General features: G+C 68.0%; 23 protein-coding genes and 3 pseudogenes. 14 read left to right on the plus strand and 12 right to left on the minus strand.

Features of this window, described 5'->3' with window-relative positions:
- The first annotated feature begins 476 nt into the window (after positions 1–476).
- Positions 477–1271 (plus strand): RNA polymerase sigma factor SigF, encoded by a 795-nt coding sequence (locus tag BIV25_RS19930; RefSeq protein WP_071373712.1) that lies wholly within the window; start codon positions 477–479, stop codon positions 1269–1271.
- 1009 nt (positions 1272–2280) lie between these two features.
- Here BIV25_RS19930 and BIV25_RS51125 read toward each other — a convergent pair.
- A pseudogene (locus tag BIV25_RS51125) lies at positions 2281–2376 on the minus strand (transposase); the annotation flags it as partial.
- 290 nt (positions 2377–2666) lie between these two features.
- Between BIV25_RS51125 and BIV25_RS19940 the strand changes: the two are divergent.
- From BIV25_RS19940 to BIV25_RS19945, 3 genes and pseudogenes are all read left to right on the plus strand, one after another.
- Positions 2667–4205, plus strand: coding sequence for a CYTH and CHAD domain-containing protein (locus BIV25_RS19940; protein ID WP_071373714.1), 1539 nt, complete (start codon positions 2667–2669; stop codon positions 4203–4205).
- A 144-nt stretch (positions 4206–4349) separates the two neighbouring features.
- Positions 4350–4523, plus strand: a complete 174-nt coding sequence (locus tag BIV25_RS51130; protein ID WP_177235337.1) for a hypothetical protein — start codon at positions 4350–4352, stop codon at positions 4521–4523.
- Positions 4524–5186: 663 nt separating this feature from the next.
- Positions 5187–5497 (plus strand): annotated as a pseudogene (locus BIV25_RS19945) (transposase).
- Between the two features lie 228 nt (positions 5498–5725).
- On the opposite strand, the gene BIV25_RS19950 reads toward BIV25_RS19945, so the two are convergent.
- Positions 5726–6313, minus strand: a complete 588-nt coding sequence (locus BIV25_RS19950; protein ID WP_071373715.1) for a TetR/AcrR family transcriptional regulator — start codon at positions 6311–6313, stop codon at positions 5726–5728.
- Positions 6314–6591: 278 nt separating this feature from the next.
- Here BIV25_RS19950 and BIV25_RS19955 point away from each other — a divergent pair, with 278 nt between their 5' ends.
- A complete protein-coding gene (locus tag BIV25_RS19955; protein ID WP_071373716.1) occupies positions 6592–7176 on the plus strand; it encodes an NAD(P)H-dependent oxidoreductase in 585 nt (194 codons plus the stop codon).
- Between the two features lie 439 nt (positions 7177–7615).
- Positions 7616–8230: a DinB family protein gene (locus BIV25_RS19960; RefSeq protein WP_071373717.1), complete on the plus strand. Its 615-nt coding sequence runs from the start codon at positions 7616–7618 to the stop codon at positions 8228–8230.
- 177 nt (positions 8231–8407) lie between these two features.
- Here the strand turns inward: BIV25_RS19960 and BIV25_RS19965 are convergent, their stop codons facing one another.
- Positions 8408–9310: a hypothetical protein gene (locus tag BIV25_RS19965; RefSeq protein WP_256255929.1), complete on the minus strand. Its 903-nt coding sequence runs from the start codon at positions 9308–9310 to the stop codon at positions 8408–8410.
- A gap of 1197 nt (positions 9311–10507) precedes the next feature.
- Between BIV25_RS19965 and BIV25_RS19970 the strand changes: the two genes are divergently transcribed.
- The 6 genes and pseudogenes from BIV25_RS19970 to BIV25_RS52885 all read left to right on the plus strand — a co-directional run.
- Positions 10508–10879 carry a phage holin family protein gene (locus tag BIV25_RS19970; protein WP_071373756.1) on the plus strand — a complete coding sequence of 124 codons (372 nt, stop codon included), beginning with the start codon at positions 10508–10510 and terminating at the stop codon, positions 10877–10879.
- On the plus strand, positions 10876–11358 hold the full coding sequence (locus BIV25_RS19975) for a DUF3618 domain-containing protein (protein ID WP_071373719.1): 483 nt from the start codon (positions 10876–10878) through the stop codon (positions 11356–11358). Before BIV25_RS19970 ends, BIV25_RS19975 begins: the two co-directional genes overlap by 4 nt.
- 7 nt (positions 11359–11365) lie before the next feature.
- A complete protein-coding gene (locus BIV25_RS19980; protein ID WP_071373720.1) occupies positions 11366–11632 on the plus strand; it encodes a DUF4235 domain-containing protein in 267 nt (88 codons plus the stop codon).
- 86 nt (positions 11633–11718) lie between these two features.
- The gene (locus BIV25_RS19985) at positions 11719–11991 is read left to right on the plus strand and encodes a hypothetical protein (RefSeq protein ID WP_071373721.1); all 273 of its coding nucleotides are present in this window, start codon (positions 11719–11721) and stop codon (positions 11989–11991) included.
- A gap of 204 nt (positions 11992–12195) precedes the next feature.
- The gene (locus BIV25_RS19990; RefSeq protein WP_071373722.1) at positions 12196–13008 is read left to right on the plus strand and encodes a reverse transcriptase domain-containing protein; all 813 of its coding nucleotides are present in this window, start codon (positions 12196–12198) and stop codon (positions 13006–13008) included.
- Positions 13005–13067, plus strand: a pseudogene (locus tag BIV25_RS52885) (hypothetical protein); the annotation flags it as partial. The gene BIV25_RS19990 and the pseudogene BIV25_RS52885, both read left to right, overlap by 4 nt.
- 234 nt (positions 13068–13301) lie before the next feature.
- Here the strand turns inward: BIV25_RS52885 and BIV25_RS51135 are convergent.
- The 5 genes from BIV25_RS51135 to BIV25_RS20015 form a co-directional block, all read right to left on the minus strand.
- Complete coding sequence (locus BIV25_RS51135; protein ID WP_177235336.1) at positions 13302–13580, minus strand: hypothetical protein; 279 nt, start codon at positions 13578–13580, stop codon at positions 13302–13304.
- A gap of 570 nt (positions 13581–14150) precedes the next feature.
- Entirely contained in the window at positions 14151–14522 is a 372-nt protein-coding gene (locus BIV25_RS20000) for a DUF3147 family protein (protein ID WP_177235339.1), read from the minus strand.
- An 89-nt stretch (positions 14523–14611) separates the two neighbouring features.
- Positions 14612–14956, minus strand: a complete 345-nt coding sequence (locus BIV25_RS20005) for a DUF3147 family protein (RefSeq protein WP_177235340.1) — start codon at positions 14954–14956, stop codon at positions 14612–14614.
- A gap of 264 nt (positions 14957–15220) precedes the next feature.
- Positions 15221–15493 carry a hypothetical protein gene (locus BIV25_RS20010; RefSeq protein ID WP_071373725.1) on the minus strand — a complete coding sequence of 91 codons (273 nt, stop codon included), beginning with the start codon at positions 15491–15493 and terminating at the stop codon, positions 15221–15223.
- 206 nt (positions 15494–15699) lie between these two features.
- Positions 15700–16005, minus strand: coding sequence for a DUF3759 domain-containing protein (locus BIV25_RS20015; RefSeq protein ID WP_071373726.1), 306 nt, complete (start codon positions 16003–16005; stop codon positions 15700–15702).
- Positions 16006–16279: 274 nt separating this feature from the next.
- Here BIV25_RS20015 and BIV25_RS51140 point away from each other — a divergent pair, with 274 nt between their 5' ends.
- A complete protein-coding gene (locus tag BIV25_RS51140; protein WP_177235341.1) occupies positions 16280–16417 on the plus strand; it encodes a hypothetical protein in 138 nt (45 codons plus the stop codon).
- 40 nt (positions 16418–16457) lie between these two features.
- On the plus strand, positions 16458–16658 hold the full coding sequence (locus BIV25_RS20020) for a hypothetical protein (protein ID WP_071373727.1): 201 nt from the start codon (positions 16458–16460) through the stop codon (positions 16656–16658).
- A 60-nt stretch (positions 16659–16718) separates the two neighbouring features.
- On the opposite strand, the gene BIV25_RS20025 is transcribed toward BIV25_RS20020, so the two are convergent.
- From BIV25_RS20025 to BIV25_RS20035, 4 genes are all read right to left on the minus strand, one after another.
- Positions 16719–17027, minus strand: a complete 309-nt coding sequence (locus BIV25_RS20025) for a hypothetical protein (protein WP_079176749.1) — start codon at positions 17025–17027, stop codon at positions 16719–16721.
- Positions 16960–17781: a transposase gene (locus tag BIV25_RS54430; protein WP_371273045.1), complete on the minus strand. Its 822-nt coding sequence runs from the start codon at positions 17779–17781 to the stop codon at positions 16960–16962. The genes BIV25_RS20025 and BIV25_RS54430 overlap by 68 nt, the downstream gene beginning before the upstream one ends.
- Positions 17733–18398, minus strand: a complete 666-nt coding sequence (locus tag BIV25_RS52890; protein WP_256255930.1) for a transposase — start codon at positions 18396–18398, stop codon at positions 17733–17735. Before BIV25_RS52890 ends, BIV25_RS54430 begins: the two co-directional genes overlap by 49 nt.
- A 248-nt stretch (positions 18399–18646) precedes the next feature.
- The gene (locus tag BIV25_RS20035; protein WP_071373729.1) at positions 18647–20002 is read right to left on the minus strand and encodes a serine hydrolase; all 1356 of its coding nucleotides are present in this window, start codon (positions 20000–20002) and stop codon (positions 18647–18649) included.
- Between the last annotated feature and the right edge of the window lie 116 nt (positions 20003–20118).

Below are 20118 nucleotides of genomic sequence, written 5' to 3' on the forward strand. Positions count from 1 at the left end.
CGTCCTCCAGGCCGCGCCCTCGAAGGCGGACTGCCAGCAGAACTGCCTCAGTAGAATGATCAAGGTCATGGGGCTGCTTCCAGCCGCCCCATGGCATCAGCGCCGGGTGTGCCCAGCCCCGGCGCGACCGGCGGTCACCGGGACGGTCCGTCCCGGTGACCGCGCCCTTCAACGACTGAGTCAATTGACCGGTGGCCACGCAAGCTCCCGCGAGGCGAAGGCTTGACCACCTGGGCGTCCACCTCTGATGCCCGAGGCCCGCGCGAAGAAGGCGCACCGCACCCCGTCAGTGCGAACGGTATTTCGTGAATGTGGTGTTTGGTGTCCATGTTCATGGGAACGAGTCGTATGAGTGTTTCGGACTGGAGGCACCCATCCGTGGGAGTGACGTCATCGTCGCCCGGATGCGGTTGTCCGACACGCGGTCGCAATTCCACGGTGATCATCGATCCGCCAGGCATGAGAGTTGCGAAGCCATGGGAACTCAGACGAGCACGCAACGCCGTCCGCACGGGGATGCCCCCGACACCGACAGAGCGTTCCGCCGACTGGCCACCCTGCCGCCGGGACCTGAGCACGACACCCTCCGTGAGGAGGTGGTCGGGGCCTGGCTGCCGATGGCCGACCGCATCGCGAGCCGCTTCCGCGGTCGCGGGGAAAGCTACGAGGACCTGCGCCAGGTCGCGGCCCTCGGACTGGTGAAGGCCGTCGACCGCTACGACCCCGGGCGTGGCAAGGCCTTCGAGAGCTATGCCGTGCCGACCGTCACGGGTGAGATCAAGCGGCACTTCCGCGACCACATGTGGACGCTGCACGTGCCGCGCCGGGTCCAGGAGCTGCGCAACCGGGTACGCCTGGCCTGCCGGGACCTCTCTGCGGGCGTCTCGGACCGCTGGCCCACCATCTGCGAGATCGCCGAGCGGGCGGGTCTGAGCCTGGAGGACGTCCGGGCCGGACTGGAGGCGTTGGAGAGCTTCAGCGCGTTGTCCCTCGACGCAGGGCTCCCGGGCAGCGACGACGGCTTCTCCCTCGGCGACTCGCTGGGTGTTTCCGACTCGGCCCTGGAGACCGTCGTGGACCGAGAGTCCGTCAGGCCCCACCTCAAGGCCCTGCCCGAGCGGGAACGCGCCATCCTGTACATGCGGTTCTTCAAGGACATGACCCAGAGCAGCATCGCCGAGCAGCTCGGGATCTCCCAGATGCACGTCTCCCGGCTGATCACCCGCTCCTGCCGTCAACTGCGCGACGAGGTCCTGCAGGACGTCGCCTGATTCAGGCGCCGCGCACGGCACAGGAGGCGGTGGCCAGCCTGCACGGCCCTCTCCCGCGCCGCGCATGTCCGGGAGTCTCCAGTGCCGCCGACAAGGCAGGGCCAGGAGGTGCCGTCGAGATCGACGCCCTGCTCACGAGCGGAGCACCAACATCTCGCTCGATGCTGCGCGGCGATGAGCTTCCCGGGCATCCGATCAGACCCGCGGAGGCCACCCTCACGGATTGAGGTCCCGTACCCGGACTGGCTCGCCGATCCATCGGCCGGGTGCCGTGGTGGCGATGATCGCTCCCTCGGGACGGTCCGGAGTGGGCTGAGCGGCGTACTGGCTATGGGCCGCGGCCCATACGACAAGAAGAGCGCCGACCGGCGGAAGGCCGAGCTTCAGGGCGGCGGCTGCACCGAGGTGGAGATAGTGGAGACGAAGCCCGGCGCACTTCCCGAACCACGGGGCTGACACAGCAGCGGCCGCCTCGACGGGGGATGCAAGACGGCCGCTGAAGCTAGTGTGGCACAGAGGCCTCGACTGCGGCGTAGGCCGCAGCCTCCTCGATCAGCGCCGCGCGGGCCGCGACCCCCGGTCGTTTCGGCGCCGAGTTTCGACATCACCGGGCCGGCTGGGGGCGGCCCCCCCTGGCCAAGAACTCGGCGACAGTGAGAGGCCGCAGCCAGGCAGGGGCGCCGTGCTGGGCTACATGTGGACCTGGCACCACCGGTCTGCCTCAGCGCGAGCCACTTCGGCGTCGTACTGGCCGGCGTCGAAGTGGAACTTTGGCAGCGGGGAGGCGGGGGCGTGCGGAACCTCCCAGTCCGACCACTGCACGGTGTCCCCGAACCGTTGCACGACGACGGACAGGAAACCGCAGCAACCGCCGGTGCACTCCGGTTCCCCCGGTTCCAGACAGCGCGCCTCGCTGGTCGCCTCCAGAAGGCTGGGCCGGCCAGCAGGTAGCACGTCTGCCGCGAACGGCCCACGGCCGCCCTCGTAGACCGCCCTTTCGATCACGTCCCACCCAGGGCTGGGCGGACTTGGGCACCTGGCTCAGCAACGCGCGGGCGTAGTGGGTACGGCAGCGCTGCGAGCTCGCGCCGGGCAGGGTGGCGCCGTTCCTCGTGCACGGCTCAGAAAGGAGCTGACCCGCGGCCCAGACCGCTGTCATCACCGGCGCCAGCGCCGACACCTCCCTCTCCGCCACCCCTCTCTACGACAGACGCGGCGCCATGGTGTGCTGATCGCCCGCGGCCGAGCCGGCGGGAGGCCGCAGCCAAAGAGGCCAGGTCACTCGTCGGCCACCCTCTCTGGGACAGCCGACACCGCCTGCTCAGTCGGCTTGCTCACCACGGGGATGTTGCTACACAAGCGTTTGAACCGCGCTGTCGCGTGCACGCGCCCAGTATGACCCGTTCGAAGCGCGAGACAGAGCGAAAGTACGAAGCTCCGTCGGCCGATGACACCTCGTGGCTGCCGGACCTCACCCGTGTGCACGGCATCGTGTCGGTCGTGGAGAAGGGCCTCGAGGAACTGGACGCTGTGTACTACGACACGGACGACCTGCGCATGGTGGGCGCCTCGGCAACGCTTCGGCGAAGGACCGGCGGGGCTGATGCGGGCTGGCACCTCAAACTGCCCACGTCCGGGGACAGCCGGGAGGAGGTGCAGGCCCCGCTGTCCGACAAGATTCCGGACACTCTGCGCGACCTGACCCTTTCACGTACCCGAGGGGGAGAACTCAGGCCCGTGGTCCGTATCCGGTCCTCCCGAAGCACGCGGCGCCTTATCGATTCCGAAGGCGCGGTCCTCGCAGAGCTGAGCCTCGACAGCGTCCGCGCCGAGTCCCTGCTCGCCACGACCACACGGGCCTCATGGACCGAAATGGAGGTCGAACTCGCCAAGGACGCCGATCCCCTGCTGCTCGACGCCGTCGACAAGGCGCTGCGCGAGAAAGGCATCGACCGCGCCGACAGTTCATCCAGGCTGGCCCGGGCGCTGGAAGAAACTGGAACGGGAGCGCCGCGCCTGCCGGACAGGCGCGCCGAGGCCGTCGTACCCGGCTCAGCCGCCGACGAGGTCCTCAGGTACGTGGACGAGCAGAGGCGCACCTTGGTAAATGTCGATCCCGCGGTACGCCGCGGCCTGCCCGACTCCGTGCACAGGATGCGCGTCACGTGTCGGCGGCTCCGCAGCATCCTGCGTTCCTACCGTGCGGTGCTGGACCGTGAGGTCACCGATCCGATCCGTGCGGAGCTCAAGTGGCTGGGCGGAGAGCTTGGCGTCGAACGCGACCAGGAGGTCCTTGTGGACCGGCTCAGCACGCGTATCGGAGCGTCGCCCCGTGAGCTGATCCTTGGGCCTGTCGACGCACGTTTGCAGGTGTGGAACGTCGCCGGCACCTCAAAGGCGCGCCAGCGCACCCTCGACGCCCTGCTCTCATCCCGGTACCTGGCCCTGCTGACTTCGCTGGCCGAACTCACGGAGCAGCCGCCGCTGTGCCGCAAGGCCAGTCGCAAGCCGGAGAAAGTCATGGTCAAGGCGATTCTCAAGGAGCACGCCCGGCTGGCCGGCCGGGTGGCACACGGGCTGGAGCTTGCCCCGGGCACGGAGCGCGACACGGCCCTCCACCAGGCCCGCAAGGCGGCCAAGAAGACGCGGTACGCCACCGAACCGGCGCGGGCATCGCTCGGCAAACCCGCGAGGCGGCTCGCCAAGCGCGTCAAAGCCGTACAGAGAATGCTCGGTGAGCATCAGGACAGCGTCGTCGCGCGCGACACCCTGCGGAACCTGGCCCTGGCGGCGCACGCGGCGGGAGAGCCCGGCTTCACCTGGGGCCTGTTGTACGGCCAGGAGCAAGCCGTGGCAGAGGGGTGTGAACGAGGACTGCCGGCCACATGGGCCGATGCATCGAAGCCCAAACTACTGAAGGCGCTCGTTCACTGAGAGGTCATGTTCGAACCGCCTCACGGGACCGCGCCGTGGCGGTCCCGTCCGCGGACCCACAGCCGCCTTCCTGGTGCGTGGCGGTAACGGAGTTCGCCGATACGCGCCGGTAAATAGGCGCCCGAGGCGGCGGTACCGCCGAGCATGAGCGAGAGCCCCGACGAACAGGGCACGGAAGCCGGCGTCCAAGACCACCGCATGCAGCCGATGCCCCGCCGGATCCATCGTGTCGAGGCCGATCTCGGCGAACACCTCCCGGAGCCGCAGGCGCTCGACGGCGCGGTACAGCAGTCCGTAGTCCAGGTCCGCCGGCGCTGAGGCGCGCGTACACCTGATCGCGGTCGAGCAGCGTCAGCGAGCGGGTGTGGAGCAATGCTCGGAACCTGTTTATCGGCCAGGGAGGACGTACCTTGTTGCAGGCTCCGTGCGTGAGCCCGAGCCGCTTGTTCGCCAGTGAGTAGTGCAGAAGTGCCGAGGGCGTCAGGTGCTCCAGGGCGATGCCCTGGGTGGTGAGCGCGCAGGTGGCGTCGAACTTCGCCCTGTGCTTGTGGACCGAGTTCAGCCGTGTATGGGCGTCGACCACCTTGACGAATTCGTCCAGCGCCGGATCGTCCTGCAGTAACCGGAACGGCTCCGCGTAGCCGGAGAACCTGTTCACCCGGAACCCCGACAGGGACGGCTGGATGATCCGTAGGCCGAAGGCCATCTTCAGTGCGGAGGTTGCGCTGCTGGCCCGGCTCCGGTTTGCGGCAAGGATGCTGACCGGCGGGGCGTTCTCCGCGTTGAAGCCAGAGGCATCCCAGCGCTCTTGCCACGTCTCGCCTGGATGAGTCGCCAGGTGGTCGAACAGCATGCGGATACCGGCGCGGCGCGCTCAATGAGCTGAACCAACGCCTGACCCAGCTCGTCAAACGCCACGCCCCGCAGCTGCTGGCACCAGTGGGTATTGGTCCGGACAGCGCCGTCACTCTGCTGATCACCATGGGGGACAACCCCGAGCGGCTGAATACCGAGGCGTCCTTCGCCGCCCTGTGTGGGTCAGCCCCGTCGAGTATTCGTCGGGCCGACGGAGCACGTGCCGGCTCAACTACGGCGGCGACCGGCAGGTGAACGCGGCCCTGCACCGCATCGTGTTCACCCGACTGCCCCACGACCCGCGCACCCAGGCGTACTACGAACGCCGCACCCAGGAAGGCAAGACCCGACGTGAGATCATCCGATACCTCAGGCGATACGCCGCCCGCGAGGGCTTCAACCTGGTCAGGACGGTACCCGGCGTCCCTCTGCTATAGGGGCGCCTGTGAATGCGGTGTCTTGCTCACGCTGTGTCGACCGCCGGCCCGGATGGTGCGTTGCTGGTACCGGACCGGCCGGGTGTGATGGTGCTCTGACCGTCCGGCCCCATCGTTTTCCGGCAGGTACGGGCGTGGATGCGAGCGGATCCCGCGGCGTTGTCAGGATTGCACGGTGGGCCGAACGACCCCCTCCTGGCGCCCGGTTGGTCAGGCATGGTGCCGGATTCAGGGGCGGCCTGGCTCGTCGCAGGCAGTCCAGATGAGGCGACGGACGAGCTCGCCGGTGCGCTGGGCGGGGCCCTGGGGGCCAAGGACGGTGGCGGTGACGTACACACCATTGAGGACGAGGACCAGATCGTCTGCGAGCTGCTCGGGGTCGGGAGCGCAGGCGTCGGCTGCCAAGTCACGCATCCAATGGCGGACCCTCTGCTCGTGGGTGACCGCCACACGGTTTGCGGAGTGCTGCGGGTCGGGGAACTCGGTATGGGTGTTGAGCATGGGGCAGCCACGGAAGGTGGGCAGTCTGGTCTCCTCGATGACGGCCGTAAAGATCGCGAGGAGCTTCTCGCGCGGGTCGTCGACCTGGTCGGAGACCTGGCGCATACGCGCGAACCAGGCGTCGGCGCGGTCCTGTGTGTAGGCGCTGGCAAGAGCGTCCTTGTTGGGGAACTGCCGATAGACGGTGGCGTTGCCGACCCCGCTCTCTTTGACCACCAGGTCCATACCGACAGCGCGGATGCCGCGCTGGTAGTACAGGCGGCTCGCCACGGCCAGGACGTGGCGCCGGTTCTCCTCCGCTGTCTTGCGAGCCATGACGCGCTCCTTCTGCTTGTCATGCGTCGCATCGAGTCGACGCGGTGCGCGGTGGGCCCTTTGGCCGCGCGCTGGGCACGGTGTCAGTTTGACAGACGGATCGTTCCGTCACAAACTCCATGACGGAACGATCCGTCACTAAATCGAGGCATGGGACACGTGCTCCATCAAGTGAGTGACACCTACGTCACCGGCAGACCTGATTGACGTCCACGGTGGCGTACGGGTCGCCTGCTCCGCCTCTCCCGTAAGCCGACCACAGCCAAGGATCAACTCCGATGCGTCATCCCAGCCCTCTCTCCGCGACCTCAGCCGGCCCGCCCTCCTCGCGCACCCTGGTTGTCGTTGCCCACCCCGACCTGGCCTCCTCCCGCATCACTGCCCGCCTGGCCGAGGCCGTGAGCGACCTCGCACACGTCACCGTCCATGAGCTCGGCCCTGCCTACCGCGATGGCCTCTTCGACGTCGCCCGTGAGCAGCAACTGCTGCGCGACCACGACCGGATCGTGTGGCAGTTCCCCTGGTACTGGTACTCCGTCCCCACAGTGCTCAAGGCATGGATCGACCAGGTCCTCACCTACGGCTTCGCCTACGGCAGCAGCGGTTCCGCACTGCGCGGCAAGACCCTCCAGTTGGTCACCTCCACAGGCGGGCCGGAAGAGTCGTACGCTTCCGTCGACCCCACTTCCCGTTTCACAATGACCCAGTTGCTCGCGCCCCTCGACGCCACCGCCCGCCTGATCGGCATGCGTCTCGCCGAGCCGCTGGTTCTGCACGGCGCCCGCACCATGTCCGACGAGAACCTCGCCATGCACGCAAAGCGCTACCGCGAGCTTCTCGGCTCCACCCGACGAACCGACTGAGCCTCGCGCACAAGGCGGTCCGGGCCAGAGTCATAGTTAATGAATCCGGCCCGGACCGCTTTCGACTGTACGGGCGCCCGGCTCTCGTTGGCGCCCATAGCCGTCGAGAGGGGCTGCATCGCCGGCCGGAGGGATCTGTCACCGTGATCGCCGTCGCTGTGTTGCTGCTTGTCCTGTCTCACTCAATCGAGTCGTTTTCTCAACGAACCGAGTCGTTCGGGCTTCTGTCTCAGCGAACCTAGTCGCGCGACTGAGGGCGCCGGGAGTACTGGATGGGTTGGACCCCTGGATCGCCGTGCGCTCAGTTGTCGTATATGGACGCGCTGCACGGACGCTGTCGGTGACCGCTGCGGACTGCGTGACGGGCCGTTTCGAGGTTGCCGTTCCAGTGCGCACGTTTCCTGGTCGCGCGGCGAACGACATGACAGGCTCGTGCCCCATGATCGATGATTTCGCGAAAGAGTACCTGCACAGCGATCTGCGAGAGATCCGCGAGGCGGTGCTCTGGAAGCTCGACGGGCTCGGCGAGTACGACATCCGCCGCCCCCTGACCTCAACGGGCACGAACCTTCTCGGCCTGGTCAAGCACCTGTCGATTTGGGAGTCCAGGTACTTCGGGGAGGTCTTCGACCGGCCGTTCCCCGAACCTCTGCCTCGATGGGACGACGCCGGGGAGCCCGGCGGCGACATGTGGGCGACCGAACACGAGACACGTGAGGAGATCATCGACCTTTACCGTCGCGTTTGGGAGCACTCAGACAAGACGATCACCGACCTGGCCATTGACTCCCCCGGCTACGTGCCCTGGTGGCCACGGCCCAACGTGAGGCTGTTCAACATCCTGGTCCATATCCTCACCGAGACCAGCCGGCACGCCGGACATGCCGACATCCTGCGCGAACAACTCGACGAGTCGACAGGCACAACAGCCCAGTACGCGACTCCCCAACGCGACGCGGCCTTCTGGGCAGCCCAGTGCGCGAAGATCGAGCGAGCCGCCAAAGCAGCCGTCACCAGGCTCGATCACGCTGGTCCCCACGACACCACGCTTTGAAAGTCAGCTGGCCCGCCTCGATGGATCTGGTTCAGAGTCAGGGCCGGGACCTTTGGGAACCAGATCACTTGAGATGGTGAGCTCCCTCGAATCTCATGTGATCTGGTTCGCCGCCCGCAGATGGCGTCCGTCGTCTCAATCGTTGTGGTCCGCGGCGCCGTGTCGAGACAGGCCTGGCTACCTGCCCGCGAAACGTGCTGCCAGGTCCATGGCCTCCTGGGTGAGTTTGATGTGCAGGCCGGCGTCGTCCTGGGTGGCGACCTGGGTAAAGCTGCCCTCGTACCACCAGAACACCGAGGGGCTCAGCGCGCCCGGTGACTGCTCGAAGCCCATGGCGGCGAACCGGGCCATGGCGTGCAGCGAGGAGGCCACGTTCCTGTCGCGGACGACCTGGAAGGCGAGTTGGTGCCGGTGCGGCAGCGCGACCAGGATTCCGTCCGGCGCCGGTGCGTCCTTGGTGTAGCGGAGTACGACCTCGTCCAGGACCAGGGCAAGGCTCGCGGTGAAGTACGAGCCGCCTGTCAGCACGTCGAAGTGGGAGCCGTCCTTGTCCCTGACCACCTTGTGCTTGTCAACGCGGACGGCTCGTAGGTTCTGGAACGCACGGTCTCGAAGGGCCGTGATGTCACCCAGGTTGGAGAGGGAGTCCGCGGTCAGCATGTCGACGGTTTCCGGGAGGTCGAGCGCCAGCACCTCCAGCAGCCCGGGGACTGAAGGGGGACCGTACCCGAAGGCCTTCAGGAGCGCGGGATCGCTGGGAATGAAGCGGGGGTAGAGCTGGGCCAGGAGCTGTTCGTGCGGCAGGGCCTTGAGAGCCTGAGGTCCATCCAACGATCGGATGACCCGGTCGACATGTTCGTCTACGAGCGTCCGCCAGCACCGGGGGCCGCGGCTGTCGTTGTGGCAAACGGCCGCGAGATTGGAGAGACCGAAGCGCCAACCCGAGTCCGTGGTCACGCGGCCCGGTTCGACCGCTACCTCGATGCCGCGCTCCGCGAATGCCTCGCGGACGAAGGTACGCAGCCGGGCGGCTTCCGCCTCGGACAGGAACTCGAACTCGCCGTCGCGCGGCAGGTCCACCCCATCACGACGTTCTCCGCGCCGAAATATCCCCACCAGGTCCCCAATCGCTCGAAGATGCGGATCATAGCCGCGACCGGCCCAGGCACCTTCTTCAGGTGTGCACGCCCCGGTAGGGGCGTGCACACCGACGGCTCCTCGACATCCCTTCCTGGTGGCCTGCTCCCATGCCAGGAGCCAGATCACCTGAGGCGACGAGCGGAACATCAGCAAGTCCCCATCGGTCCAGGCGCCGACCTTTCGTCTCAACGAACCAAGTCCACCCGTCTCATCCGACCTAGTCCACGCAGGTCAGCGTCGCGCGGACGACTAACTTCCTTGAGACAGGACACTGCTGCCTGTACTGAGCCTGCTGCTGTACGGGATGGACCGCATCGAGGACTGGCTGCCGGACCGGCCGAAGGTGGCCCAGCACGCCCGTGGACATCATCTCCGGCTGGTCCACAGCACAAGCCGGTCGCAGGGCGCTGACCGGCCCCGCGCTACCGCGACGTAGCCTGATCACGTCGGTATGGCAGCTGGCCATGGGGCTGCCCGCTGCAAGCGGGGTCCGGAAGCAAGGCCCGCCGAGCCGTGCGAGTCCCATCTCGGAGAGCTCACCTCTTTTCCGGTCATGGTGTTGTGGCCTTCCCTCGGCGCGGGGATTTCCAAGGGGTGACGGGGGCAGGCGAACCTGCGTCCCGCTCCGCCGGCACCCTCGGTGATACGCATGGCCCCACCCGCGTTCCCTGGCCGAGAACGCCGCGCTTGTCTGCGCGTCGACGTCCTCGTTCTGCAGGTCAAGCAGCTGCGGGTGGAGGTCAAGCAACTGCAGGCGAAGAACGCGCCTGGGCGGTGGCGTACGGCGCACCGCACGACGATGCGACGGAATTGGCCGCTCAGGCGCAGGACCGAGGAGACGGGACGTGATCCGTTTGTCCGCGGTCATGATTCCGAATTGGCTGACCGTCAAACCGGTTGCCGCCGCACCGCGCAAACGGGTCGGGCGTGCTGGGCGCCGGAGCGGTGCAAGCGGGCGACGCCGTGTGCCCTGGACTCGCCTGTTAGGGGTACTCGTGCGCTCATCGGAGGGTCGGGCGCATGGCACCGTCCGGCCTGCTGGAACTTGAGAGGGACGGGGAGGTGAACGCCGTGTCGAGTACCCAGCTGCAATCTGCCGGATCCGGCCGGAGCGCGGACCATTTGGGCCAGGAGGCGGTGAGTGAGCTGGTGCAGCGGGCCTCGCAGCAGCTGACCGAGCTGGTGCGCGGCGAACTTCGCCTGGCGCGGGCGGAGATGAAGGAGAAGGGCAAGCGCTACGGCAGGGGCGGTGGTCTGTTCGGCGGCGCCGGTGTCGTGGGCTTGTTGATGCTGCAGGCGCTGATCGCCACCGTGATCGCTGCGCTGTCAGTGACGCTGCCGGTATGGGCAGCCGGGCTGATCGTGACCGCGGTCCTGGGTGTGATCGCCGCGGTGATGGCCATGAGTGGAAAGAAGCAGGTCGACCAGGCCGCGCCGCCCACGCGCGAGCAGACGGTCGAGAACGTGAAGGCCGACGTGGCCGAGATCAAGGAGAGTGCACAGCGATGACCCAGCCGCCTCACGACGAGCCCACCGCCGCCGGCCCCGACGAACTGCGCGAGCAGGTCGAACGCACCCGCGAAGAGCTCAGGCAGACGGTCCAGGCACTGGCAGCCAAAACCGACGTCAAGGCGCGCGCCCAGGAGAAGGCCGCCGAGGTCAAGGACCAGGCCGCCGCGAAGGCCGGCGAGATCAAGGGGCAAGCCACGGCCAAGGCCGGGGAACTGAAAGCGAAAGCCGCCGACCTGGCCCACCAGGCGCACGACAGGCTGCCTGACGCAGTCAAGGACAAGGCCGCCCAGGCCGCCGAACAAGCCCGGACGAAGGCGGCCCAGGCCGGTCAGACGTGGGAGGAGAAGGCGCCCGAGCCAGTGCGGCAGAAGACGGCCCAGGGAGCGCAGCTGGCGCGGGACAACCGCAAGGTGCTGTTGGCTGCAGCGGGCGTGACGGCCGTGGTGTGGCTGGCATGCCGCCACCGCAAGGGATGAATTCCGGATGAAGGCATCCAAGATCGCTTACAAGCCGGTCGGTCTGGCCCTCGGTGCCGTCAGCGGCATGGCCGCGGGAACGCTGTTCAAGCAGACGTGGAAAATGCTCGGCCACGACGAGGACGCCCCGGACGCCACCGACGAAGACCGCTCCTGGCGCGAGGTGCTGCTCGCCGCCACGCTGCAAGGCGCGATCTTCGCCGGGGTCAAAGCGGCCGTCGACCGCGCCGGCGCCACCGCCACCCGCCGCCTGACCGGCACCTGGCCCGGCTGACGCGCTTAAAGATGCGGGAGGGCCGGTACGACACGGATACCGGCCCCCTCTCCCGACCAATACCCAACCGAAGGACCCTCACCGCCATGTCCGAGCAGCACGCGGCCGCCGCGCTGACCGCCGCCGCAGTCATCGCCACGATCCTGGTTGCCCGTGCAGCCATCCTCCATCAGAGCGGCCGAGCCACCTGGTTCGGGTTCACCCACCGGGTGCACGGTCGCGCCGCATCCCGCGCCGGCAAAGCCGTGCCCTCTGCGGTGACGCTCTCCGACGACGCTACAGCCTCCGTCGTGCGCGAGGCTGAACAGCACGTCCACCACTGCTGGCAGCAGCTCCAGACACGGGTCGAGCCCGAGTGACCAGCGAGAGAGCCGAACCCCCACGAACACTGAGAGTGAGGTTGATGTAGGTAGAGACCCTGCTTGATGTGGTGCTGTGCGGAAGATGAAGGTCTTGTGGCGCTTCGGCGTCGCCCTGCGGTAGGAGGCGTCAAACCGCCCCGAGCTGCGTTGGTTGAAGACCGTCGTGGTGAGCGTCCGGGGAAAAGGCGCCGGTCAGGCGTCATGGCGGTGCCCACCGTCGCTGACAGGGTCGCGCAGACGGTGGTGGCCGGTCACCTGTCGGAGCGAGTGGAGCAGATCTTCCACCCGGACTCCTTCGGGTATCGGCCGGGCAAGTCGGCACTGGACGCCGTCGCGTCCTGCCGGGAGCGGTGCTGGCAATTCGACTGGGTGGTCGAGTTCGACATCCGGAAGTTCTTCGACACCGTCCCCTGGGACAAGGCGGTGGCCGCGGTCGAGGTGCACACCGGCGCCCGTTGGGTGGTGCTGTATGTCAAGCGGTGGCTGGCCGCGGGGCTGTGTCTGCCCGACGGGTCCACAACGGAAAGGGCGGAGGGCACGCTCCAGGGTTCTGCGGTGTCGCCCGTCTTGGCGAACCTGGTTCTGCACTATGCGTTCGACGCGTGGATGGTTCGGGAGTACCCGGCCTGCCCGTTCGAGCGTTACGCCGACGATGCGGTGGTGCACTGCCGCACCCTGGCGGAAGCGGAATGGGTCCTGGCCGCGTTGCGGTCCAGGATGGCCGAGGTCGGTTTGGAGCTTCGTCCGGACAAGACCAGGATCGTGTACGGCAAGGACGACAACCGTCGGGTCCGGTTTCCGGTCACCGAGTTCACGTTCCTTGGGTTCACGTTCCGGCCGCGGGGAGCCAAGGACAGACACGGGGTGATGTTCACCGCGTTCCTGCCCGCGATCAGTAAGCAAGCCCTGAAGAGGCTGAGCAGGACAGTGCGGTCCTGGAGACTGCACCGGCGCACCGCGCAGGAGTCATCTGACCCGGGCCGACGGTCAATCCGGTGGTCAGGGGATGGATGAACTACTACGGGCGCTTCTATCGCTCAGCGCTGTATCCGCTGCTCGACCGCATCAACACCTACTTGCTGCGGTGGATCCAGAAGAAGTACCGGGTCGGGACGAAACAAGCCCTGCGACGGTTGGGCCCACGGCCATACCGTGCGCCCGAAGTACTTCGCTCACTGGACCTGGGCGGCCCCGGCAGGGGCGAGGCCCAGAACGATGAGAGCCGTATGACGGGAGACTGTCACGTACGGTTCCGTGGGAGCCCGGGGGTGAAATTCCCCCGGGTGCCCCGACTACTAGAGGCTCTGCTAGCTGTCGCGTCCCCCGGGGTTCATCCGCACGTACAGGCCCTGGCACTCGCCGAACCACCTGTGGCCCTCGGCGAGGGTGCGCGCGCCCTCGGTGCGCATGCGGTCGCTCGTGGGGATCACGCACGAGCGGACCACTTCTCGCTGCCGGTCCGTCCCGAAGTGAGAGGCTGCCAGTTCCACGCTCCTGGCCATGGCCGTGGCGGCATCGTCGACGGACGCGAAATCGGCGCCCGCCATCCCGTCCACCTCCCACGCCCACGACATTCGCACGCCCACACCCCAAGCGTAGGCGTGTACCGACGGCAGTGGGCTGACCGGCACCGGCGGCTACCCGGCCGGATCCCCCTCGGCGTGCCGGACTGCCTTCTTCGCGGCCTGCTCCAGCTCGAACCTGTTCTCCCCGGAGGCTTCGGCGTGCGCGGTGACGGCCGCCTTGAGGCAGCGCCGGCGACACGGGGTGAGGCTTGTGCGGCGTCCATGGTTCGATCGCTCAAGGATCGACGAGATTGCTGAAGCTTCGGTGCGGCGGGTGGGGGCGGTATCCAGGTCCCGGAGCGCAGCACCTACATGGTGGCCTAGCGGTTGGTGATCAGGATCATGCCGAGCGTGCGTGCCGATCACCGTCGCGAGACGCATCGAGCCGTGGGCGCTCGCACGAGGAGTGCTGTTTGTGCTGTGGATCCGTCATCCGCTGCGGTGACGGCGTCCGGCCATGGTGCGCTCCTCCTGCGGACGGGGCGCTGAACCCCAGGCCAGGGCTTCGGGCGGACCGTACGGTGCGACCTCCGGTATGCGGTGGCGTTTGGTCCCGAACTGTGTTTCGTGTGGGCACACGAGGGGGCTCGGCTATGTGTCCGGACGTTCGTCACCTCCATGCCCCGCTGCTCGGACGATGGCATAGGCGCCGAGCGACACCACGGCCCATGCCGCCGTCGCAGCCCCGAGCGCGAGCCATGCCGAGTGGTGATCGAGAAGAACCGTGGTGACGACGGCGAACGCCACAAGCCCGAGAGTGCCCAGGACTGCGCCACGCGTATCGTCACGGGCGCTGCTGAGCCCTTCCTCCTTGGTCATCAGAGTGAGGCTGGCCAGCAGGATGGCGGGAAAGGCGAGGAAGACTCCGCCGACGAACGGACCGAACACCGCCGATGCGACAGCGGCGAGGAGTGAGACACCCGCGCCGAAGCCGAACCGAACCAGCAAGTCCTTGCGCGGCATGTGCGAGGCCGCCCGCACCTCGCCCCGCACCCGGTCGGCGTCCTGGGCGTCGTGCTTTCCGTTCCCGCCTGCGGGCCTCGCCGACCTGCTCATGGCGCCACGGCAAAGGCGATGACGCCCGCCGCTGCGAACCACACCACGAGTGCCACAGCCAACCCGCGCACGGCCCCGAACCGGCCCAGCGCCGGAACGTCGACGAGACGGTAGACGGTGAACGCGAGCGCCCCGGCAACCATCCCCCGTGCAGCCTCCTCAGCGTCGCCGTCACCCTTGAACGCAACCGTGAGGATCAGACCGCCCAACGCGACCGACGGCGCAGCGGCGAACACGCCCGCCAGCCGCTTGGGCCGCAAGGCCTCCGCCAGCAAGGCGAACCCCACCACGAACACGCCGCCGACTAGAGCCTTCAGGACGATCTCGATCAGGGACTTCATCCCTACAACGTGAGCGCCGGGCGCCGGCGGTTCAACGGACCACGAGGGCAAGTCGTGAATCGCCCATGGCGCCGGGGTATAGCAGATCCCGCCATGGACGCCATTGCGAGTCTTGAACGCCATGGGAGTGCCCCGGGCCCGCGCGCGGGGCCACGCCGTGGGTGGGAGTGTGAAGGCAGCAGGCAATTGTGCTCAGGCAGGTGTGCATGCGGCGAGCGAGGGACGAAGCAGGGGTATGGCTCGGGCGATGTGGACAGGGGGTGACTACCTTCGGACATCGTCGCCGCCGCGCCGTAGGCGGCGGCGACCGAGTTCGCCCTGGCCGTCCGCGGTGCGCTGAAGAAGGCGGCCCGCGAGGGACGCACCACCACCTGGTTGGAGATCCAGCAGAAGACCGGCCTGAATCAACTGGGCCGCCTCGACCACGACGACAAGGTGGAACTGCTGGCGCTGGTGGAAAGCGACACCTCCCCCGAAAACCCCCTGTGGTCGACCCTCCTCGCCGCTGCCGGCGACGACGCCCGGCTGCGCCTCCATCGCGACGTCTCCAACGTCTCGGCCGGCCGCCGACGCCCTGGTCCGCCGGGGCAGCCCCCGCGTCCCGCGGCGGCGGACCGGGTGGGGGCGGCGGTCAGTTGTTGGGCGACGGTGCAGCCTCGTACGGCCGGGAGAGCAGCAGGGAGCGAACGCGGTGGGTGCCGGCGCGTTGCCGTCGGCACCCGATGGCGCACAGGTCGTCGCGGTCAGGCGGTGGCGAACTCGGGGGCGATACGCGCCGCTGCGGCCACCGCGTGACGCTTGACCTCCTCATCGTCCAGGTGGTCCAGGCCGAGGTCGACCACGAGCCGGTCGGCCTGCTGGCGGGCCAGCGCCTCCAGGGTGTGGGACAGGTTCTGGGTGTCGGTCGGCTGTCCGGACTTCTTCAGCTTCTGGGTGGCCTCCCAGGCGGCCGCGTGACCGGCCTGCTCCTCGGTGACGAGACGGTCCAGGCTGGTGCTGCCGTAGATGACGGTGTGCGCGTCCTTGTACTGCTTGATGCTCTGGGACACGGTTTCTCCTCGCATAGGGCCAGACCGGGCTCTTGCGCGCCGGCCGGTTACCAACCCAGACAAACCCGACCCGACCGGCCCGCGCCCGACAGCGCCCCCCGAACGGGTGGTTGGGACGCCACGGGATGAGGACAGTCATCGCGGGTCCCTCGGGGGGGCTTGAGTTGTGAGCCAGTGCCGGTCACGCTGATGACCAGGCGAGTCACCCGCCGGACCTCCCGCAGGAGCGGACAGCCGGCCTCCCGCGAAACCCACGGGACTGATCGTTCTCAAGGTGGCCGTCAGCACCTGTGCTGGGGCGGTGAGCACGTCGGTTTTGACCGTCCACCGAAGCCCACAAATCACGCTGTTCGGTGACATCATGAGTAATGAATTCCGCATCATGACGGTCGTCCGACCAGGCGACACCTGAAGCCTCCTCCTGCCTGTCAGCACGGAAAGGCGGTGAGCACGTGAGCGACACCGAACAGGAGCCCACTGCGACCGAGGGGACAGAGGCGGAGACCACCCCCGAGGAGTCACCGGCCACGACTGAGGCCGGCCCCGCGGAGGGCGAATCGCCGACCCCCGCAGCTGAGGAGACGGACGCTGAAGAACCCGCGACCCCCGCGGCCGAGGAGACCGAGGCTGAGGAACCCGCCACAGAGGAGTAGGAGAACGGCTGTGCGCGACGGCCGTCGCGCACAGCCACGACGGCGGTCTCGGGACGTCCCTCAAGCAGACTTGCTGGGCTCCGGCTCGCTGCCCGTAGGCACCGGCCACGCATCCCGCCGCGCGAGGGGCGGACGTCCGGATGCCTGCAGCACCGCCGTTGCCACCGCGGACGGGTCTCCGCTGACCACCCACCGGAAGCGGGCCACCATCATCATGTCGTCGACGCTCTCCCGCACGAACCCGTCCACGATGCGAAGACCGCACGGGCGTTCACGCAGCACCACATCGCCCGGCTCCTCATCATCCGCGATCTGCTGGTAGTCCCCGGAGTCGGGGCAGCCCGAGAACTCGTACACCCAATGGCCCATGCCTGCCATCCTGCCGGGAACAACGAGCACCCCACTGATCAGGCACGAAGTCAGTGCAGCGGATCCGCCCGAAGGGATCAGTGGCACTGCTGATCCAACTGACATCAGGAGTGGTTCGGATGCTGATGGAGTAATTGTCATTCCTGAAGGGGCGGGTTCTGTCAACGTTGGTGTTTTTGCTGGTTGTTGGCGGTATAGGGCAGGGCTGACCGACTCGTGGCCGGGGTGTGGTCCCGGGGTAGGTGTGAGCATGCGGTTGTGGGTGTCGCTGTTCTCCAGTCCGCGATGCGGGAGGGCAGGGCCGTACTCGGCTGCCGGTCATTCCTTCGCGGCGCTGGGCCGCATGGAGCGATACGACGTGGGGCAGACAGGGCCAATCAAATCCACGGCCGCGCCGTTGAGGGGGCCAGACAATTGCCCGGCCGCGCGCCTGCCGCCACCCGGGCTGCTCACGCCGCCTGGCGGGCCAGGGCGCGGATGTGTCCGTCGCGCAGCCCGTAGGAGACCAGCGGAGCAGTTTGCGGGCCGCGGCGACCTTCGCGATGTTCCTGCCGCGGCGGGCCTCGATCCGTGCCCGGTCTTCGGCGATCTTGGATGTGGTGGCGCGTCGGATGGCCTCCACGACGGCCCAGCGCACGAGCTTGCTGCCCTGCTTGGTGACGTGCCCGCGGCGCACGACGGTGTCGGATTCGTAGTGGCGCGGGGTCAGTCCGGCCCAGGAGCACAACCGGTCGGCGCAGGGGAACCGGTGCATGTCGCCGATTTCGGCGACCAGTACTGCGGCCAGGACCGGTCCGATGCCGAGCAGCCCCGGATGGCCCCACAGTGGGCGTGGCCGCGAAGCCGCTCGGCGATCCGGGTGCTGAAGACGGCTTCCTCGGCGTCGACGATGTCCATCAGCTTCAGCAGGGAGACCACGCGCTGGGTGTCGGCACCGGACAGCGTGGTCTGCCCCAACTGGCGGCGGCCGTCGGTGCCGAACAAGTCGGAGACGGCGATGAGGACCCCGGCCTTCGCAAGCACCGCGTGGACCTGGGCCTTCAGCCCACTGCGCAGGTCCACCAGTTTGGCCCGGTAGCGGACCAGTTCACGCAACTCCCGTAGGTCGGGCGGGGCGATCCAGGACTCCGGAAGACGCCCCATGCGCAGCAGGTCGGCGAGGCCCGAGGCGTCCTTGATGTCGTTCTTGACGCGCCGGTAGGCGAAGCCCTTCACGCCCAGCGGGTGGGCCAGGTGGACCTCGGCCCCGGCGGCCTGAAGCACGTCAACTGCCCAGTACCAGCCGTAGGTAGCTTCCACGACCACGTCCGGGCGGCTGCCGGCCTGCTCAATCTGCAGGCCCAGCGCGACCGGGTCGTTGGCGATGCGCACTGCGCTCAGCTGCGTGCCGCGGTCTGACGCACGATCACGGAGCGCCTGCGATGCAGGTCGATGCCGACGTACTGGTGTCCGTCGTACTCGTTCATCAGGGGCCTCCTTCGCCATGACGAACGTGAACACCGGGTATGTACCCGGCCCCCGAGGGCGGAGGCCCCGCCCCTTCATCGCATCAAATGTTGTGGACCTGGGCGAAGCTGTGCCAGCCTCGCCTGCGGTGCTCTCCGGGGGTTCCCAAGGTGTCACTCGGAGGGTGTCGAGGAGACCCGGTTGAAGAACCGTCCGGCCATGTCGGCCCCGATGATGGCGCCGTCGGCATCGCGGGTGAGGAGGCCGCGCTGGCCGATCAGGCCGCCGCCGGTGACGATGTACTCGTCGCCGTTCCCGGGGAGCAGGCCGAGGCCGGCCGGCGGCAGGTCCGCCGGCAGTTCCCTGTCGGCCGCCGCGCGGATCTCAGGCTTGATCCGGCATTCAACCGTCATCGTGTCACCGTCGGTGTCGATGATCAGCGTCATGAATTCGTTCTCGTAGTGCCCGGTGATCTCCTGGGCGCGCTGCGGGTCGTACGGGAGCGGCTCGGGGTCCCGCTCGACCACGCCGAGGTAGTGTTCGAGTGCCCAACGGAGCACGGCCTGGTTGAACTCCAGGCCGTTGTCGGGCCCGGCGTTGGACTGCGCCACGACGGCGAAGTCCCGCTCCGGAACCAGCAGCAGGTTGGCGAACTGACCGTTGGTCGATCCGCCGTGCCCGACGGTGCGCGCGCCGTCCACGTCGCGCAGGAACCAGCCGAGGCCGATGGCGTCGCCGAGCGTGGAGCCGTGTAGCTCCGCCGTCGGCTCCTGCATGCGCCGCGCCAGGTCATCGCCGCCGAGGTGGAACCGGGCCCAGCGCAACTGGTCGGAGACCGAGGACACCAGGCCGCCGCCCGGGTTGTTGCCGCGTGTGTCCTTCCAAGTTCGGGCGACCTTGAGCGCCCCTTCGCTGAGGTTGTGGCCCACGGCGAACCGGCGGGTGATGGCCTGTCCGGCGGTGAAGACGCTGTCGGTCATGCCGGCCTGTTCCAGGACGAGTGAGGTGACAGCGGCCTCGTAGGTCTCGCCGGTGACGTTCTCGACGACCCGGCCGAGCAGGTTGTAGCCGAGCTGGCTGTAGGAGGCGCGGCCACCGACCGGGCCGATCAGCGCCACCTCGGCCATGTTGGTCACCTCGCGGGCCAGCGCGTCGTCTCCGTCTCCGCTGTCGAAGACCATCCGGGTGTCCAGCCCCGCGGTGTGGTTGAGCAGGTTCAGGATGGTGATCTGCGCGGCCGCGTCCTCATCGGGGAGCCGGAGTTCGGGAACGTAGCGGCGCACCGGCGCCTCCAGCTCGACCCGCCCCTGCTCGACCAGGCGCATGATCGCGGTCGCCGTGTAGGTCTTGGTGACCGAGCCCAGCACGAACAGTGTGTCCCGGTCGACGGGCAGCGGGTTGTCGATGCTCGTCACGCCGTGGCAGACGGTCAGCTCCCGTCCGTCCACCCGGACTCCCACCGCCGCACCCGGGATACCGAACTCCTTGGCCTTCTCCTCGACGAACTCCGCCAGCGCATCGTGTGACATCTCGATTCCCCCTCGATCGGTGTGGTTCTCGCACGGCGCCTCGGGCATCGCGGCGACTTGCACTGTGTTCAAGTGGAGGCTACCGAACGACTTGAACACAGTGCAAGAAGTTTCTT

The organism is Streptomyces sp. MUSC 14 (genome assembly GCF_001866675.1).
Classification (GTDB): Bacteria; Actinomycetota; Actinomycetes; order Streptomycetales; family Streptomycetaceae; genus Streptomyces.